Raw genomic sequence first — 16975 nt, 5'->3', positions numbered from 1 at the left:
GTTCGTCCACCAATCCACAGGTGTCTGACCAGCCTCGATGATCTCTCGACAGGGAGCTCTGTGGACACGATCTGCATAACTTCCCAGTCCCCAGGGTGTGGACGGGAGAAAGTCACCGAATCTGTGGAGGGCGGCCGTAACGCGGCAGGTATTCGAACAGTTGATGACGACCCGGCGACGGGAGCAGCCCTCGGACGACGCGCGTGGGAACGGCCAGGGCACCCCCACGAGGGCTCCCCGAACGCCGAAGGCGCCCTCGGGAACTCGTCCCGGGGCGCCCTCAGCGTCGTACGACGGCCTTCTGTCAGCCGTTCTTGATGCGGTTCGTCAGCTCCGTCACCTGGTTGTAGATGGAGCGCCGCTCGGCCATCAGCGCGCGGATCTTGCGGTCGGCGTGCATGACGGTGGTGTGGTCGCGGTTGCCGAACTGCGCGCCGATCTTGGGCAGCGACAGGTCGGTCAGTTCGCGGCACAGATACATGGCGATCTGGCGGGCGGTCACCAGGGCGCGGCCGCGGGAGGTGCCGCACAGGTCCTCGACGGTGAGCCCGAAGTAGTCGGCCGTCGCCGCCATGATCGCGGTCGCGGTGATCTCGGGAGACGCGTTCTCGCCGCCCGGGATCAGGTCCTTGAGGACGATCTCGGTCAGGCCGAGGTCCACCGGCTGCCGGTTGAGTGACGCGAAGGCCGTCACCCGGATCAGCGCGCCCTCCAGTTCGCGGATGTTGCGCGAGATGCGGGAGGCGATGAACTCCAGTACCTCCGGCGGGGCGTTGAGCTGCTCCTGCACTGCCTTCTTGCGGAGGATCGCGATACGCGTCTCCAGCTCGGGCGGCTGGACGTCGGTGATCAGACCCCACTCGAAACGGTTCCGCAGCCGGTCCTCCAGCGTCACCAGCTGCTTGGGCGGCCGGTCGCTGGAGAGCACGATCTGCTTGTTGGCGTTGTGGAGCGTATTGAAGGTGTGGAAGAACTCCTCCTGCGTCGACTCCTTGTCCGCGAGGAACTGGATGTCGTCGACGAGCAGGATGTCCATCTCGCGGTACCGCTTGCGGAAGCTGTCGCCCTTGCCGTCGCGGATGGAGTTGATGAACTCGTTGGTGAACTCCTCGGAGCTCACGTATCGCACCCGCGTGCCCGGGTAGAGGCTGCGCGCGTAGTGCCCGATGGCGTGCAGCAGGTGCGTCTTGCCGAGTCCAGACTCCCCATAGATGAAAAGGGGGTTGTACGCCTTCGCCGGCGCCTCGGCGACGGCCACCGCGGCGGCGTGTGCGAAGCGGTTCGAGGCGCCGATGACGAACGTGTCGAAGAGGTACTTGGGGTTCAGCCGGGCCGTGGGCTCGCCCGGTCCGGGCGCGGGCGCGGGTTGAGCGGCCAGCGGGCCGGGCGCGCTGCCGGCCGGACCGCCACGGTGCACATGCCCCGGACCCGGCGACGGCTCGGGCAGCTCACGCCGGTCCGGCCGCTGGTCGTAGTCGCTGCCCGGCCGGTCGTAGTCGGTGCGGGACTGCTCGTAGTCAACGCGGCCGGAGTCGTACTCCGGACGCTGCTGGTCGTACGGCGGCCTCTCCAGCGACTGCGAGCGGTAGTTCTGCGCCGGCGATGCGTACGGGTCCCGCTCCGGGAAACCGAGACGCTGCTGCTGCCAGCCGTAGTCGTCCTGCGAGGGCCGCGGCCAGGCGCCCGGCTCGGGGCGCTGGTACTCGGACGGGTACGCGGGCCGAGCGGTCGGCAGCTGATCGGCGCGACCGGGGGGAAGCTGCTCCGTGCGCGGGGGCGGCAGCTGGTCGCCGGGCCCACCGGTCAGCTGTTCGCCGCGTCCCGGCCCGCGGTCGTCGGCGCGGTGGCGGCCGTAACTCTCGTAGTGATCCCGAGCCTGGCTCTCGTACGAGCCCTGACTGTCATAGGGGTCCCGTCCCTGACCGTCGTACGTGTCCCTGCTGTCGTAGGCGTCCCGATGCTGACCCGCGCCCGAGGGGGGTTCCGGTTCCTCGAAGCGGGGCTGGACGGGCGGGGCGGGGGGCTCGCCCACCGAGCTGTCGACGGTGATCGCGATACGGATGGGGCGGCCGCACTCCCGGCTGAGGGTCTCGCTGACGATCGGCGCGAGGCGGCCTTCGAGTACGCCCTTCGCGAACTCGTTCGGGACGGCGAGAAGAGCGGTGTCCGCGACCAGCGCGAGCGGCTGGCAGCGCTTGATCCAGCGCTCGTCCTTCACCTCGACACCTTGGCCGTGGCCCTCACCGAGAAGCTTTTCCAGTACTCGTGGCCACACTGCGGCAAGATCGGCAGGTACGTCAGCCACAGGGCACGCTCTCTCACAGGTCCCACGAACGTGTGGTTCTGGGACGGGTCGGGACGGATCTCGGTCGGTGCGCTCGGGACCAGGTCTGGTGGGTGGGTCGGATCCCAGCAGTCGAGGAAAGGGAACGAAGCAGAGTTCCGTCACGGTAGTCACGGCGGCCGGTACGGTTCAAGTTGTTGTCCCCAGGCTGTGGATAGTGGCTCCCGGTGACCTCTGGTTTGACCGGATGGCGTAGCCGCGCGTACCGTAACCAGGTCGAGTTGTCGATGGCTGCTGCCGCCTGCCTCCGATGGGCACAGATCGCGTCAGGTGATCGGACAGCGGTGCACTCGGGCGTTAACGCGAGCTACTCGTGGGCGCACGGTGACAGCCAGGACGGCACCCGCAACCACCGATTTATTTCTGGAGCCCCCGAGTGAGCAAGCGCACCTTCCAGCCGAACAACCGTCGTCGCGCGAAGACCCACGGCTTCCGGCTGCGTATGCGCACCCGTGCCGGCCGCGCGATTCTCGCGTCCCGCCGCAGCAAGGGTCGCGCCCGCCTTTCCGCCTGATCCCGGTCAGGTCATGACGTCGTGCTGCCCACCGAGAACCGGCTGAGGCGGCGCGAGGACTTCGCGACCGCGGTACGACGAGGGCGCCGGGCCGGACGCCCGCTCCTCGTTGTTCACCTACGTAGCGGTGCCACGGACCCGCACGCGCCTGGGGAGAGCGCTCCCTCGACGCGTGCGGGTTTCGTCGTGAGCAAGGCCGTCGGCGGTGCGGTCGTGCGCAACAAGGTGAAGCGGAGGCTTCGCCATCTGATGCGCGATCGAGTCGCCCAGTTGCCCCCCGGTAGCCTGGTAGTCGTACGAGCGCTGCCCGGTGCGGGTGACGCCGACCACGTACAACTGGCCCAAGACCTGGACGCCGCCCTACAGCGGCTGCTGGGAGGGGGCGCGCGATGAAGTACCCGCTGCTGGCGCTGATCAAGCTGTACCAGTGGACCATCAGCCCGTTGCTCGGGCCGGTGTGCAAGTACTACCCGTCGTGCTCCCACTACGGCTACACGGCCATCGACCGGCACGGTGCGATCAAGGGAACGGCACTCACCGCTTGGCGCATCCTCCGGTGCAACCCGTGGTCGCTCGGCGGTGTGGACCATGTCCCGCCGCGCAAGCGGCCGCGGTGGCACGAGATGTTGCGTGGCACGTGGCGCGCACGCAAGGGCGGGTCCTCCGCCGTCGAATCGGCCACCGAGGGGCACGTTCCTTCGAGCCCGGCCGCCGAGAGCCCGTCCCATGCCCAAGGAGCATGATTAGTGGACACGATTGCCAGTCTCTTCAGCTTCATCACGACACCTGTCTCCTGGGTCATCGTCCAGTTCCACAAGGTGTACGGCGCCCTCTTCGGCGATGACACCGGGTGGGCCTGGGGCCTGTCCATCGTGTCCTTGGTGATCCTGATCCGTATCTGCCTGATCCCGCTCTTCGTGAAGCAGATCAAGGCGACCCGGGCCATGCAGACGCTCCAGCCCGAGATGAAGAAGATCCAGGAGCGCTACAAGAACGACAAGCAGCGCCAGTCCGAAGAGATGATGAAGCTGTACAAGGAGACGGGCACCAACCCGCTCTCCTCGTGCCTTCCCATCCTGGCGCAGTCGCCGTTCTTCTTCGCCCTGTACCACGTGCTCAACAGCATCGCGAACAACGACACCGTCGGTGTCATCAACGAGAGCCTGCTGGCGAGCGCGCAGAAGGCCCACATCTTCGGTGCTCCGCTGGCCGCGACGTTCACGGACAGCTCCGCGGAGGCCGCGGCGCTCGACGCCTCGATCACCACCGTCCGTATCGTCACCGCGGTCATGATCGTCCTGATGTCGCTGTCGCAGTTCTACACGCAGCGTCAGCTGATGACGAAGAACGTCGACACCACGGTGAAGACGCCGTTCATGCAGCAGCAGAAGATGCTGATGTACATCTTCCCGATCATGTTCGCCGTCTTCGGCATCAACTTCCCGGTCGGTGTCCTCGTCTACTGGCTGACCACCAACGTGTGGACCATGGGCCAGCAGATGTACGTCATCCACAACAACCCGACCCCGGGTTCCAAGGCCCAGGCCGCCTATCTGGAGCGCCTCTTCAAGCACGTCACGCACCACGGCAAGACCCGCAGCCGCGGTGAGCGCGCCATCGTCAAGGCGATCGTCGCCAAGGGGCGTGACCGCAACGAGTACGAGCGGAAGTTCATCACCGGCCTGAGCAAGGAGGGCCTCGCGGCCCAGGCCGACGGCACCGTGGTCAAGAGCGAGGCTTCGGCCGTCGCCACGGCCGAGGACGGTACGCCGGTGACCGGCGCTCCCAAGCGCCAGCAGCCCAAGCGCCAGACCAAGGCCCAGCGTCAGTCCGGCGCCGCTAAGGCCGCCGACGACACCGAGCCGAAGCCCGGGCCCACCTCGCTGACCAAGTCCGCCGAACCGGAGGACGCCAAGCCGGCCGCCGCCAAGAAGGCCGCGCCCAAGTCCGGCACCGGTGGCCGCAGCAAGGCGCAGTCCGGTCAGCGCAAGGGCCAGCAGCGCCCCAAGTCCCCGTCCAAGAAGTAAGAAGGAGCCCATCCCGTGACGGAAGGCACCACCCCTGCCGCCTCCTCCGAGGGTGGCGACACCCTCACCCGCCTGGAGCAGGAGGGTGAGATCGCGGCGGACTACCTCGAAGGTCTGCTGGACATCGCCGATCTCGACGGCGACATCGACATGGACGTCGAGGCCGACCGTGCCGCTGTCTCGATCATCAGCGACACGGGCAGCCGCGACCTGCAGAAGCTGGTCGGCCGCGACGGCGAGGTGCTCGAGGCGCTTCAGGAGCTCACGCGTCTGGCCGTGCACCGGGAGACCGGCGACCGCAGCCGTCTGATGCTGGACATCGCCGGCTACCGTGCCAAGAAGCGTGCCGAGCTCTCGGAGCTGGGCGCCAAGGCCGCAGCCGAGGCCAAGAGCACCGGCGAGCCGGTGAAGCTGAAGCCGATGACGCCCTTCGAGCGCAAGGTCGTGCACGACGCGGTCAAGAGTGCGGGCCTGCGCAGCGAGTCCGAGGGCGAGGAGCCTCAGCGCTTCGTCGTCGTGCTTCCCGCCTGATTCGGTACGTTCGTTCCTCCGGCCCCGTCTGCCCGCAGGCGGGGCCGAAACCTTGTCAGCCTGTTGTTCTGGTGTCAGCGCCCAGTGCGCTCTTGCGGTACGGAAGGACGGTCCCCGTGACGGAGGCAGCGGAGCTTCCCCCTGCGCCCGAGCAGGCGCGCGATGTATTCGGTGATCGCTACGCGGACGCGGTCCGTTACGCCGAACTCCTGGCGGAAGCGGGAGTGCAGCGAGGGCTCATCGGCCCGCGGGAAGTGCCCCGCCTGTGGGAGAGGCATCTGCTGAACTGCGCGGTGCTCTCCGAGGTCGTTCCCGAGGGGGTGACGGTCTGCGATGTCGGCTCAGGTGCCGGACTGCCCGGCATTCCGCTGGCCCTCGTCCGGGACGACCTGAAGATCACGTTGCTGGAGCCCCTGCTGCGGCGCACCAACTTCCTGACCGAGGTCGTCGAGCTCCTGGGCCTCGACCATGTGACCGTCGTCCGTGGCCGTGCCGAAGAGGTGCTCGGGACGCTGCAGCCGGTCCATGTGGTGACGGCGCGGGCCGTGGCTCCGCTGGACAGGCTGGCCGCCTGGGGCATTCCGCTGCTGCGCCCCTATGGAGAGATGCTGGCCCTCAAGGGCGACACCGCCGAGGAGGAGCTGAAGAGCGCGGCCACGGCTCTGAGCAAGCTCGGTGCCGTGGAGACATCCATCCTTCATGTCGGCGAGGGTGTCGTGGATCCGATGTCCACGGTCGTCCGCGTGGAGGTAGGCGAGAGCCCCGGCGGTGTGCGCTTTGCAGCGAAGCGCGCCAAGGCGGCCCGTACAGGACGGGCACGTCGGCGCCGTTGATGTGGACGTTGGCTGATCCGTCCTGACGACGAGTCGTACTCCACACAAGCTTCCAAACCTACGCATTTCGGAGTGTCGCGCGGTTGCGGCCTGAGCCGCTATGCATCGTGTTTCACGTGAAACGTCGCTCATTGCTGCACGGCATCATCGGCCGTGGTCGCGCTGCGGCCGAACCGCGCGACCGGAAGCCTCTCGGGTCACTCGGAGAGGTAACGGAGTTGTCCACAGAGGTGGATTTCTCCACAGAACACCAGGCCTCACTGGTTCACGACCCCGAAGACATGGGAGGCTCTGTTCATTGCGAGCCTGAAGTCGAGGAGAGTGAATCGTTGCGGTCCGACGCCAACATCGCGGGACCGATGACCGATCCGGTCCCCGGTCCCCGTACCGAGTCGATGGGGGAGGATGTTTCACGTGAAACACCGCCCCCGATGGACGACACTCCCATCGGTCGTGCTGCCCAACTGGCGGTAGAGGCTCTGGGCCGCGCCGGCGAGGGTCTGCCGCGGCCCGAGCAGACCCGGGTCATGGTGGTCGCCAACCAGAAGGGCGGGGTGGGCAAGACCACGACGACGGTGAACCTTGCCGCCTCGCTGGCCCTGCACGGAGCCCGTGTTCTGGTGATCGACCTTGATCCCCAGGGCAATGCGTCCACCGCGCTGGGGATCGACCATCATGCCGAAGTGCCGTCCATCTACGACGTGCTGGTCGAGAGCAAGCCACTGGCGGAAGTCGTCCAGCCCGTTCCGGACGTCGAAGGTCTCTTCTGCGCGCCCGCCACGATCGACCTCGCCGGTGCGGAGATCGAGCTCGTGTCATTGGTGGCACGGGAAAGCCGACTGCAGCGAGCGATTCAGGCGTACGAGCAGCCGCTGGACTACATCCTGATTGACTGCCCGCCCTCGCTCGGCCTGCTGACGGTCAACGCACTTGTTGCCGGCCAGGAGGTCCTCATCCCGATCCAGTGCGAGTACTACGCACTGGAGGGCCTTGGACAGCTGCTCCGCAATGTCGACCTGGTGCGGGGGCACCTCAACCCCGTCCTTCATGTGTCGACCATTCTGCTCACCATGTACGACGGCCGGACGCGTCTGGCGTCCCAGGTCGCCGAAGAGGTGCGCACCCACTTCGGCGACGAGGTACTGCGGACGAGCATTCCCCGCTCGGTCCGTATCTCCGAGGCGCCGAGCTACGGGCAGACGGTGCTGACCTACGATCCAGGATCGAGCGGTGCCCTCTCCTACCTTGAGGCGGCACGAGAAATCGCGTTGAAGGGCGTCGGCGTGGGGTACGACCCGACGCACGCCCACATCGGCGCACAGAGCAACCAGAGCATGGTGGAGGGGATCCAGTGAGCGAGCGACGGAGGGGGTTGGGCCGTGGTCTCGGCGCACTGATCCCGGCAGCCCCGACAGGGGAGAAGGCGGCACCGCCGGCGATGGGTGGACCTGGCTCCACATCACCGGCGGCAGTGCCTGTCCTCGCCCCTGAACGTGGGGTGGCGGCCGCGAAGGTGACGACACTGCCGCATGTTTCACGTGAAACAGAGGAGCCGTCGAACGGCGTCGTGGAGGCGCCTGCTGTGCCTCTCGACGCCTACTTCGCCGAGTTGCCCCTCGACACCATCAAGCCGAACCCGCGTCAGCCTCGTGAGGTCTTCGACGACGACCTTCTCCAGGAACTCGTTACCTCCATCAAGGAAGTCGGTCTCCTCCAGCCCGTCGTGGTACGGCCGTCGGGTCCGTCCCGCTACGAGCTCATCATGGGTGAGCGGCGCTGGCGAGCCTGTCGTGAGGCCGGTCTCGAGGCGATCCCGGCGATCGTACGGGCCACGGACGACGAGAAGCTTCTCCTGGACGCGCTCCTGGAGAACCTGCACCGTGCCCAGCTGAACCCGCTGGAAGAGGCAGCCGCCTACGACCAGTTGCTCAGGGACTTCAACTGCACGCACGATCAGCTGGCGGATCGTATCGGCCGGTCGCGGCCGCAGGTATCCAACACCCTCCGTCTGCTGAGGCTTTCTCCCGCGGTCCAGCGTCGTGTGGCCGCCGGAGTTCTCTCCGCGGGGCACGCCCGGGCTCTGCTGTCGGTCGAGGACTCGGAGGAGCAGGACAAGCTGGCTCATCGGATCGTCGCCGAAGGGCTCTCGGTGCGGGCCGTCGAGGAGATCGTCACCCTCATGGGGTCGCGTCCGAAGACGGCGGCGCGATCCAAGGGACCGCGGGCCGGCTCCCGGGTGTCGCCGGCATTGACCGATCTGGCGACACGGCTCTCGGACCGCTTCGAGACTCGGGTGAAGATCGATCTCGGTCAGAAGAAGGGCAAGATCACCGTTGAGTTCGCCTCTCCGGAGGACCTCGAGCGGATCCTCAGCACGCTCGCCCCGGGCGAGAAGCTGGCTCTTCAGCAGAGTCTTCTGGACGATGACTCCGAGGATGCGGAGGCCTGAGCCTTCGGGTGACAGAACGGCTTTCGGCTGGTCGACCGCCTGAGCGGGCTGTGTCCGTTGTATACCGGACACAGCCCGCTCTTTGCTTTCAGGCGGTATCTAGGCAATCACATCGTGGATACGATGCGTTCGGGATGGCGCATCCACCCGACGGCACCTTCAATGGGAGGCGGGGCAATGCGAACCGTGAGCCGTTCCGGTCTGGTGACCGCAGGCCTGGGACTGGGCGCGCTCGGCGGGTTCGTCGGCAGCCTGCTCAGGGAGAGGAGCGCTCTGACAGCCGCTCGCGACGCTGCGGGCGAAGGAAGCGAGGAACAGCCTTCATGGGGCGTCGGCTCGTACCGCTCACGTTGGACAACCTTCAGGACCTTCCCAAGCGCTGTCGCTCGTGTGTCTTCTGGGAGCTGGACCCAGTCAGCGGCGAGGCCGCGGTAAAGGCCGGTACTCCCGCACTGGAGAAGGAGGCGTGGATCTCCGCCGTCCTGTTGGACTGGGGGTCCTGCGGCCGAGTCGTCTACGTGGACGAGGTGCCGGTGGGCTTCGTGATCTATGCGCCTCCGGCCTACGTACCCCGCTCCACGGCGTTCCCCACGAGCCCGGTGTCCGCCGATGCGGTCCAGCTGATGACTGCCTTCATCATGCAGGGCTATCAGGGCCAGGGCCTCGGTCGTGTGATGGTCCAGACTGTCGCCAAGGACCTGCTGCGGCGGGGCTTCAAAGCGATCGAGGCCTTTGGTGACGCTCGCTGGAAGGAACCGGCGTGTGTCCTGCCCGCCGACCATCTGACGGCTGTGGGGTTCAAGACGGTCCGCCCTCATCCCACGTATCCGCGGCTGCGGTTGGAGCTGCGGACGACGCTCTCCTGGAAGGAGGACGTCGAGTTGGCGCTCGACCGGCTCCTGGGAGCTGTGCAGAAGGAACCGGCGCTGCGGCCGCTCTAAAGCGAATGGGCCGACCCAGGAGGGCCGGCCCATTCATGTTTCACGTGAAACATCACTCAGCGATGAAGTCCTCGAGGTCGCGCACGATCGCGGCCTTCGGCTTGGCGCCGACGATGGTCTTGGCGACCTCGCCGCCCTGGTAGACGTTCAGGGTCGGGATGGACATGACGCCGTACTTGGCAGCGGTGGCAGGGTTCTCGTCGATGTTGAGCTTGACGATCTCGATCTTGTCGCCGTACTCCTGGGCGATCGCTTCGAGGGACGGCGCGATCTGGCGGCACGGGCCGCACCATGCGGCCCAGAAGTCCACCAGGACGGGCTTGTCGTTCTTGAGAACGTCCTGCTCGAAGGAGTCGTCGGTCACGTTCTTCAGGGTGCCGGCCACAGAGGGCTCCTAACTGGTTGGTGCGGTGGGGCGGACGAGGGTCAGACGGTGGTCTTCTCGGGCTCGGGGGCCTGCTCGCCGTCCGCGAGGGCGGCGAGGTAGCGCTCGGCGTCGAGGGCGGCGGAGCAGCCGGTGCCGGCTGCGGTGATCGCCTGGCGGTACGTGTGGTCGACGACGTCACCGGCGCCGAAGACACCGGTCAGATTCGTGCGGGTCGACGGGGAAGCGACCTTCAGATAGCCCTCGTCATCCAGCTCGAGCTGACCCTTGAAGAGTTCCGTGCGCGGGTCATGGCCGATCGCGATGAACAGACCCGTCACCGGCAGGTCGGACGTCTCGCCCGTCTTGACGTTGCGCAGCTTCAGCCCGGCGAGCTTCTGGTCGCCCTGTACCTCGGCGACCTCGCTGTCCCAGATGAAGGAGATCTTCGGGTCGGTGAACGCGCGTTCCTGCATCGCCTTGGAGGCGCGCAGGGTGTCCCGGCGGTGGACGATGGTGACGGACTTGGCGAACCGGGAGAGGAAGGTGGCCTCCTCCATCGCGGTGTCACCGCCGCCGATCACGGCGATGTCCTGGTCCTTGAAGAAGAATCCGTCGCAGGTGGCGCACCAGGAGACACCGCGGCCGGAGAGAGCGTCCTCGTTGGGCAGCCCGAGCTTGCGGTGCTGGGAGCCCGTGGTGACGATGACCGCCTTGGCACGGTGCACGGTGCCCGCGGTGTCCGTGACGGTCTTGATCTCGCCGCTCAGGTCAACGGCCACGACGTCGTCCGGAACGAGCTCGGCACCGAAGCGCTCGGCCTGGGCCCGCATGTTGTCCATGAGGTCGGGTCCCATGATCCCGTCGCGGAAGCCGGGGAAGTTCTCCACCTCAGTGGTGTTCATGAGGGCGCCGCCTGCGGTGACAGCTCCTTCGAACACCAGCGGCTTCAGCGACGCGCGCGCGGTGTAGAGCGCTGCCGTGTAGCCGGCGGGCCCGGAGCCGATGATGATCACGTTACGGACGTCGCTCACGGCTTGATTCCTCGTCTCTGGAGACTGCTGCGTACTGCCGGTGGGAGCTGCTCTCGGAACTCTCACCCCACCCAACGGATCCTAAGGGGCGTGCATTCCCGGTGTGTCCGGGCACACGGAGATGAGAGACCGCACAGGGATGCCAGGGGCGACGGAACGGGAGAAACAGGACTCAGCGACTGGCGTAGGACCGCTTCAGCAGAACCTCACCGGCGGGCTCCGAAGCCTTGTCCAAGCAGGAGGCATCGACGATATACACGGTGACGCGCGTGTCGTCGGAGCGGTCGGGCAGCAGCACGAGATACGCCTCCGCTCCCCGGTAGGTACCCGACTTGGAAGCGATCGCCCCCGTGGTGTCGCCGATTCCCTTTGCGATGCAGTCGGGCACGACGGTCTTGAGCACCGAGTTCGGGCTCTTCTCCTGAGACTCCGGCGTCCCTTTGACCCCTAGGGAATCCTGGCCGGGTGAGGTCTGGCTCTGGGACCCGTCCAGGAGATTCTCTACTTGCTTCTCCAGCTTGACCCCGGAAAAGGAGTCGGAGGCCGCGCTCTGCGCTGCTGTCGTGGGGTCGTTGCCGGAGCCGTTGTCGTTCATCGACTGGACCATAAGCGCGCTGAGGCCCAGCGTGGCCACCGTGAAGACGGCGCCGAGAACCGCCCTGCGGCGGTTGCGGCGCTTCTGATGCGTGCGGCCGGGGCCGGTGGAGGCGCGGGAGTGGCCGGCCGGGCGATCTGCTGCGGGCGATGTTTCACGTGAAACATGCACGCTGTCGTCCGCGGTCGATGCCGGACGGGAGGAGCTGAGCGTCGCGGGAGCGTCCTTGGACTCGGAGTCTGCGGGAACGTCCTGGGGCTCGGAATCGGGTGCCGTGGACTCCAGGAGGGCTTCGGCGGCGAGGGCGGCATCGATGCGCCCCGCCACGTCGTCGGGCATACGCGCAGGGCCCGGCAAGGTGCCGAGCAGGCCGCGGATCTCCTCCAGCGAGGCATGGACGTCGGCGCAGAGCGGGCACTCGTCCAGGTGGCGGCGTACATCCGCAGTACGGGTCGGAGGGAGCAGACCTTCGGTGAGGTCGGAGATCTCCGCGACTTCCGGGTGCCCGGCCGTGTCGGTCGTGGATGTCACGCTCGTCCACCTCCGCCCTTCACAGCAGCTGAATCGCTTGGCCCTGCATCATGTGGTCCCGCTGCGGGTGGGACGGATGTCCCCTGCGTCCGGTTCCTTCCGCGCCCCGATTTTTCACCGCCGTCACCCCCTCTGTCCGAGCGGAGATGGGTCAGAAGCGGCAGAAGTCTGGCTCTGCCACGGGCGCAGCGACTCTTTACGGTGCCGGTCGGCACGTCGAGGATCCGCGCGGCCTCAGCCACCGGGTAGCCCTGCATATCGACCAGGACGAGCGCCGCCCGCTGGTCCTGCGGCAGGGTGCTCAGGGCATCCAGCAGCTGACGGTGCAGATCGTTGCGCTCGGCCGGAGCGGATGCCGACTCGTGCGGCTCCAGGAGCTGCTCCAGGCGCTCGGTGTCGTCGACGGGCGATGTCTTGCGGGAGGCAGCTTTGCGGGCGCGGTCCAGGCAGGCATTCACCGTGATGCGGTGCAGCCAGGTCGTGACGGCCGACTGGCCACGAAATGTATGCGCGGCCCGATAGGCGGAGACGAGCGCGTCCTGGACGGCGTCGGCGGCCTCCTCGCGGTCCCCCAGCGTCCGCAGGGCCACCGCCCACAGCCGGTCCCGGTGCCGCCGTACGAGCTCACCGAAGGCGTCGGGATCGCCCTCGACATGGCGGGCCAGGAGATCCTGATCGCTTGCTCCGCTGTGATCAGCGCCGTGCGCCATCGGACCTCCCCCTCCCTCCGGTGAGCTCTCAGCCGGTGAACTTCACGTCGGTGATCGCCTGCTTGTAGCCGGAGCTGCTGAACTGGTCACCGGCCGCCTTGGGCACCTCGGTGAGCCAGACGAGAACGTACCGGGTCTTCACCGGCTTCTTGGCGGAGATCTTCAGACTCGTCCCGCTGGTCGTGTTCGCCGCGATCTTGGACATGGAGCTGAGCGGGGCGGACGACGACAGGGAGTCGGCCGCGTACAGCGTGGCCGTCGTGCGGTCGCCGGCGTAGTACAGCCCTATCGACGCTGCGGACACCTCCTGGGCCGACCCGAGGTCGTAGACGATCCCGACGCCCTGCTTGAACGGCGCCAGCGTGGGGCCGTCGGTGAAGGAGTAGGTCCGCCAGTACGTCGAGGTGTCCTTGTCGTACGTCAGATCCGCGTCGTCCGCGTGCTGCGGCTTCCCGTCCGGGTAGTACTCCGCGGCGTCCTGGATGCTGAGCGTCGTGACCGGCTTGGCGGTGTTGGTGCCCTTGTCGTTGTCCTCCGTGGTCTGACTCGTGTCCGTGTCACTGGACTGGTCGCCCTGTCCCATGAGCGCGTCTGCCAGCTGCCAGCTGCCGAGGCCGAGTGCGGCGATCAGCAGCGCCGACACCGCCCACTTGAGGGCCTTGCCGGTCCGGCTCTGCAGCGGCGGTGGCGGGGTCGCCAGCGGCTGCGTGACGCCCGGGTGCTGCGTCTGACGGCCGTACGTCCCCTGCTGGTACGAGGTGCGCTGGTAGTCGGGCGGGGCGGTGAACGCGGGCTCCGGCGGGCGGATGCGGGGCATCTCACCGATCGCCTTCACCAGTTCCTCCGGCGTCGTGCACGGAGACTCGTGGCGCGAGGCGGTGGCGCCGTCATTGGCGAGCGCGCGCATGGCGAGCTCCGACAGGCCACGGTGGACGCCCGCCCGCACCTGGTCGGGGGCGATGAGCCCCACGCCCTTGGGGAGCCCGGAGAGGCCGTGCGCGTCGTTCTCGTATGGCCAGCGCTGGGTGAGCGCGGCATAGAGGAGTGCGCCGATCGCCTCCGTGTCCGTGCGCTGCGGGGTGTCCGAACCGATGCCGCGCAGCGCGGCGTTCACGGCGAGACCGCGGATGCGCCACTGCCCGGAGGCGGAGCGCAGCACAGCGCTCGGATTGAGGCGCAGATGGGAAAGCCCCTCACGGTGCGCGGCGGCCATCGCGTGGGAGACCTGGGTGACCATCTGGTACGCGTCATGCGGTTCCAGTGGGCCGGCGGCCAGGAGCGCCGTCAGTTCCGTGGCGTCGGGAAGCCACTCGTGCACCACGTACACGAGGTCGTTCTCCTCTACCGCGTCCAGCACTTGGACGAAGCGGGGATCGCCCAGCAGTGCCGAGGAACGTGCCGCCGCCAGCACGGTACGGGCGCGCGCGTGGTCGGCGGGCAGCACGTGCACCCCGACGGCGCGGCGCAGCTTCTCGTCCACGGCACGCCAACTGCTGAAACCGTCCAGACGGGTGACGCACTCTTCGAGGCGGTAGCGCCTGGCGAGTTTGTGGCCGCTGTGCAGTTCGGGCGGTGTTGTCTGCGAAGGGCTCTCGGTACCGCCGCTCCCCTGTGCCTCTTCGCTCGCCGAGCTGTCCGTGTCCCGCTCCCGGTTCTGGGCCTCCCCGTCGGCCGTGGACTGGTCCGCCTGCGCGGTCAGCGACTTGTCGCCGCTGTTGTCTGCCACGTCGACGGCAGCCGTGCTCCGTTCCGCCACCGTCGTTCCTGCCTCCCCATCCGTTGCGCGCTCTGCGACGCCAAAGCCAATTGTGCCCACAGTCCGCCGCTATGAGCGACACGCGGCGGCGGACGATGGTTGTGCGCGTACCCCCGCCTCAGCGCCCCAGCCGCCCGCGGACCATGCCGACCATCGAGTTGAGTTCCTCGATGCGCATGCGCCGCGCGGCGACGTAGAAGACACCGAGGAGAACGATTCCTCCCCCGACGAGTGCGAGCATCGAGCCACCGACGCCCTGTCCCAAAGACTTGCTGATTCCGTAGCAGGCCGCACCGCTGAGCAGCGCCGCGGGCAACGAGGCGATGCACAGCCGCGCGTACGTCCGCAGGACCCTGGCCCCGTCCAGGTCACCGCCCAGCCGCTTGCGCAGCCGCTTCCAGGCGACCCCGACACCGATCATGTACGCCAGACCGTACGAGGCGGCCATGCCGACCACGGCCCAGCGGGCCGGGATCACGAAGAAGCAGACCGCCGAGGCGCTCGCGTTGACGGCGGCCACGATGACCGTGTTGTAGAACGGGGTCCGCGTGTCCTCGTACGCGTAGAAGGCGCGCAGGACGACGTACTGCACGGAGTACGGGATCAGGCCGAGACCGAAGGCCATCAGCATGAAGCCCATGTTCGTGGCCGAGTCGGTGCCGGACGAGCCGAAGATCAGCGTGCACATGGGGATGCCGAGCGAGACGAAACCGAAGGCGATCGGCACGATGGCGACCGCCGTGGTGCGCAGGCCCTGGGAGATGTCGTCACGAACGGCGCCAGCGTCGTCCTCGGCGGCTGACCGCGAGATGCGCGGGAGCAGGGCCGCCATGAGCGAGACGGTGATGATGGCCTGTGGCAGGCCCCAGATGAGCTGGGCGTTGGCGTAGGCGCTGAAACCGGTGCCGGCGATCTTGGACTCCGTCAACGCGGCGGTCGCCAGCTGGGTGACGACGACGGCACCCGCCTGGTTGGCGAGCACGAACAGGATCGTCCACTTGGCGAGCATCGCGGCCTTGCCGAGACCGTGGCCCTTCCAGTCGAAGCGCAGACGCATCCGGAACCCGGTCTCCCGCAGGTACGGGACCATGGCGAGGGCTTGGACCACGAGGCCCAAGAGGATGCCGACACCGAGCAGGCGCTCGCCCTCCGGCGGGATGTTCTCGACCGTCATGTGGGAGTCGGCCGCGCTGCCGTACACCCAGAGGAACGCGCCGAGGGTGACGATGATGACGATGTTGTTCAGGACCGGAGTCCACATCATCGCGCCGAACCGGCCACGGGCGTTAAGGATCTGACCCATCACCACATGGATGCCCATGAAAAAGATCGAGGGCAGGAAGTAGCGGGTGAAGGTGACAGCGACCTCGCTGGCCTCGGGATTGGTCGCGAGAGGGTTCGACAGCGCGCGGACGAGGAGTGGTGCGGCGAACATGGCGAGCGCGGTCAGCAGGCCCAGGACCACCATGACGAGGGTCAGCAGCCGATTGGCGTATGCCTCTCCGCCGTCGTCGTCCTCCTTCATGGCACGCACGAGCTGCGGCACGAAGACGGAGTTGAGGCCGCCGCCGACGGTCAGGATGTAGATCATCGTCGGCAGCTGGTAGGCCACCTGGAAGGATTCACCGAGGAGGCTGAGGCCCAGGGCCGAAACGATCATCGCTGACCGAATGAAGCCGGTGAGGCGCGAGACCATGGTGCCCGCTGCCATCACGGCGCTCGACTTCAGCAGTCCCGAGGCCCGTCCGCCCTTCTTCGGGGCAGGCGCGGGAGTGGCAGCGGGGGCTGGGGCGGGCTCCTCGTGTGCCGGGCGCCCTGGGCCCGGCGCCGGGGCGGGGGCCGGGTTGGGCACGGACGGCTGCCCCATGGGCGGGTGACCGCTCTGCTGCTGGTCCCGGAAGAGGTGAGCGAACGCGTCCGGCTCGTGGCGCTCCTCCCCGGCCTGGGTGACCAGATCGTCCACGCCCACGAACTGGGTCGGGCGGGCGTCGTCGCCGTACGGCAGATGCCGCGTCGGCCCCTCCGGCTCCGGCGCCGGCGTCTGGGCCCACACGCGCGGATCGGGGGCGTACTGCGACGCCGCCGGCTGCGCGTACAGAGGCTGCTGAGGCTGGTAGGTGCCCGGAGGCGGTGGCGGGTGGGCGGCACGGTCGTAGAGGGCCTCGGCCACCGGGTCCTGGGCGGCCAGGTCCTGCGCGCGGTAGGGGTCCTGGGCGTAGGCGTCCTGGAGGTACATGTCCGCGGGGGGCTGCGGCGGCACCTGGCCCGGCCCGGGCAGCGGGCCGTCGGGGTAGCCCGAATCGGCCGCGCCCTGGCCGCGGTCACCGTCGTACGGCGCGTTCATGG

16 protein-coding genes are annotated in these 16975 nt (G+C 67.9%); 9 read left to right on the top strand and 7 right to left on the bottom strand.

What is annotated here, in order from left to right:
- Window positions 1-304 precede the first annotated feature (304 nt).
- Window positions 305-2305: a chromosomal replication initiator protein DnaA gene (gene dnaA / locus CES90_RS10355; RefSeq protein WP_189780876.1), complete on the bottom strand. Its 2001-nt coding sequence runs from the start codon at window positions 2303-2305 to the stop codon at window positions 305-307.
- A 415-nt stretch (window positions 2306-2720) separates the two neighbouring features.
- Between dnaA and rpmH the strand changes: the two genes are divergently transcribed.
- From rpmH to CES90_RS10310, 9 genes are all read left to right on the top strand, one after another.
- Entirely contained in the window at window positions 2721-2858 is a 138-nt protein-coding gene (gene rpmH, locus CES90_RS10350) for a 50S ribosomal protein L34 (protein WP_003956500.1), read from the top strand.
- Window positions 2859-2879: 21 nt separating this feature from the next.
- Complete coding sequence (rnpA, locus tag CES90_RS10345; protein ID WP_189780877.1) at window positions 2880-3251, top strand: ribonuclease P protein component; 372 nt, start codon at window positions 2880-2882, stop codon at window positions 3249-3251.
- The gene (yidD, locus tag CES90_RS10340; RefSeq protein WP_189780878.1) at window positions 3248-3601 is read left to right on the top strand and encodes a membrane protein insertion efficiency factor YidD; all 354 of its coding nucleotides are present in this window, start codon (window positions 3248-3250) and stop codon (window positions 3599-3601) included. The genes rnpA and yidD overlap by 4 nt, the downstream gene beginning before the upstream one ends.
- Before the next feature lie 3 nt (window positions 3602-3604).
- Window positions 3605-4885: a membrane protein insertase YidC gene (gene yidC / locus CES90_RS10335; RefSeq protein ID WP_189780879.1), complete on the top strand. Its 1281-nt coding sequence runs from the start codon at window positions 3605-3607 to the stop codon at window positions 4883-4885.
- Between the two features lie 15 nt (window positions 4886-4900).
- Complete coding sequence (locus tag CES90_RS10330; protein WP_189780880.1) at window positions 4901-5416, top strand: Jag family protein; 516 nt, start codon at window positions 4901-4903, stop codon at window positions 5414-5416.
- A gap of 116 nt (window positions 5417-5532) precedes the next feature.
- Window positions 5533-6249 carry a 16S rRNA (guanine(527)-N(7))-methyltransferase RsmG gene (rsmG, locus tag CES90_RS10325; RefSeq protein ID WP_189780881.1) on the top strand — a complete coding sequence of 239 codons (717 nt, stop codon included), beginning with the start codon at window positions 5533-5535 and terminating at the stop codon, window positions 6247-6249.
- Window positions 6250-6530: 281 nt separating this feature from the next.
- Window positions 6531-7604: a ParA family protein gene (locus CES90_RS10320; RefSeq protein WP_189781099.1), complete on the top strand. Its 1074-nt coding sequence runs from the start codon at window positions 6531-6533 to the stop codon at window positions 7602-7604.
- Complete coding sequence (locus CES90_RS10315; RefSeq protein ID WP_189780882.1) at window positions 7601-8698, top strand: ParB/RepB/Spo0J family partition protein; 1098 nt, start codon at window positions 7601-7603, stop codon at window positions 8696-8698. Before CES90_RS10320 ends, CES90_RS10315 begins: the two co-directional genes overlap by 4 nt.
- Window positions 8699-9021: 323 nt before the next feature.
- The gene (locus tag CES90_RS10310) at window positions 9022-9639 is read left to right on the top strand and encodes a GNAT family N-acetyltransferase (RefSeq protein WP_189780883.1); all 618 of its coding nucleotides are present in this window, start codon (window positions 9022-9024) and stop codon (window positions 9637-9639) included.
- A 52-nt stretch (window positions 9640-9691) separates the two neighbouring features.
- Here the strand turns inward: CES90_RS10310 and trxA are convergent, their stop codons facing one another.
- The 6 genes from trxA to murJ form a co-directional block, all read right to left on the bottom strand.
- Window positions 9692-10024, bottom strand: coding sequence for a thioredoxin (trxA, locus tag CES90_RS10305; protein ID WP_045558506.1), 333 nt, complete (start codon window positions 10022-10024; stop codon window positions 9692-9694).
- Window positions 10025-10065: 41 nt separating this feature from the next.
- Complete coding sequence (trxB, locus tag CES90_RS10300; protein WP_189780884.1) at window positions 10066-11037, bottom strand: thioredoxin-disulfide reductase; 972 nt, start codon at window positions 11035-11037, stop codon at window positions 10066-10068.
- 172 nt (window positions 11038-11209) lie between these two features.
- Complete coding sequence (locus tag CES90_RS10295; protein WP_189780885.1) at window positions 11210-12163, bottom strand: anti-sigma factor family protein; 954 nt, start codon at window positions 12161-12163, stop codon at window positions 11210-11212.
- Window positions 12160-12873 (bottom strand): RNA polymerase sigma factor SigM, encoded by a 714-nt coding sequence (sigM, locus tag CES90_RS10290; RefSeq protein ID WP_189780886.1) that lies wholly within the window; start codon window positions 12871-12873, stop codon window positions 12160-12162. Before sigM ends, CES90_RS10295 begins: the two co-directional genes overlap by 4 nt.
- A gap of 28 nt (window positions 12874-12901) precedes the next feature.
- Window positions 12902-14629, bottom strand: coding sequence for a protein kinase family protein (locus CES90_RS10285; RefSeq protein WP_189780887.1), 1728 nt, complete (start codon window positions 14627-14629; stop codon window positions 12902-12904).
- Between the two features lie 118 nt (window positions 14630-14747).
- Window positions 14748-16973, bottom strand: coding sequence for a murein biosynthesis integral membrane protein MurJ (gene murJ, locus CES90_RS10280; RefSeq protein ID WP_189780888.1), 2226 nt, complete (start codon window positions 16971-16973; stop codon window positions 14748-14750).
- Window positions 16974-16975: the final 2 nt, after the last annotated feature.

The organism is Streptomyces capitiformicae (genome assembly GCF_002214185.1).
Lineage (GTDB): Bacteria > Actinomycetota > Actinomycetes > Streptomycetales > Streptomycetaceae > Streptomyces > Streptomyces capitiformicae.
This window is presented reverse-complemented; position numbering and strand designations above follow the sequence as displayed.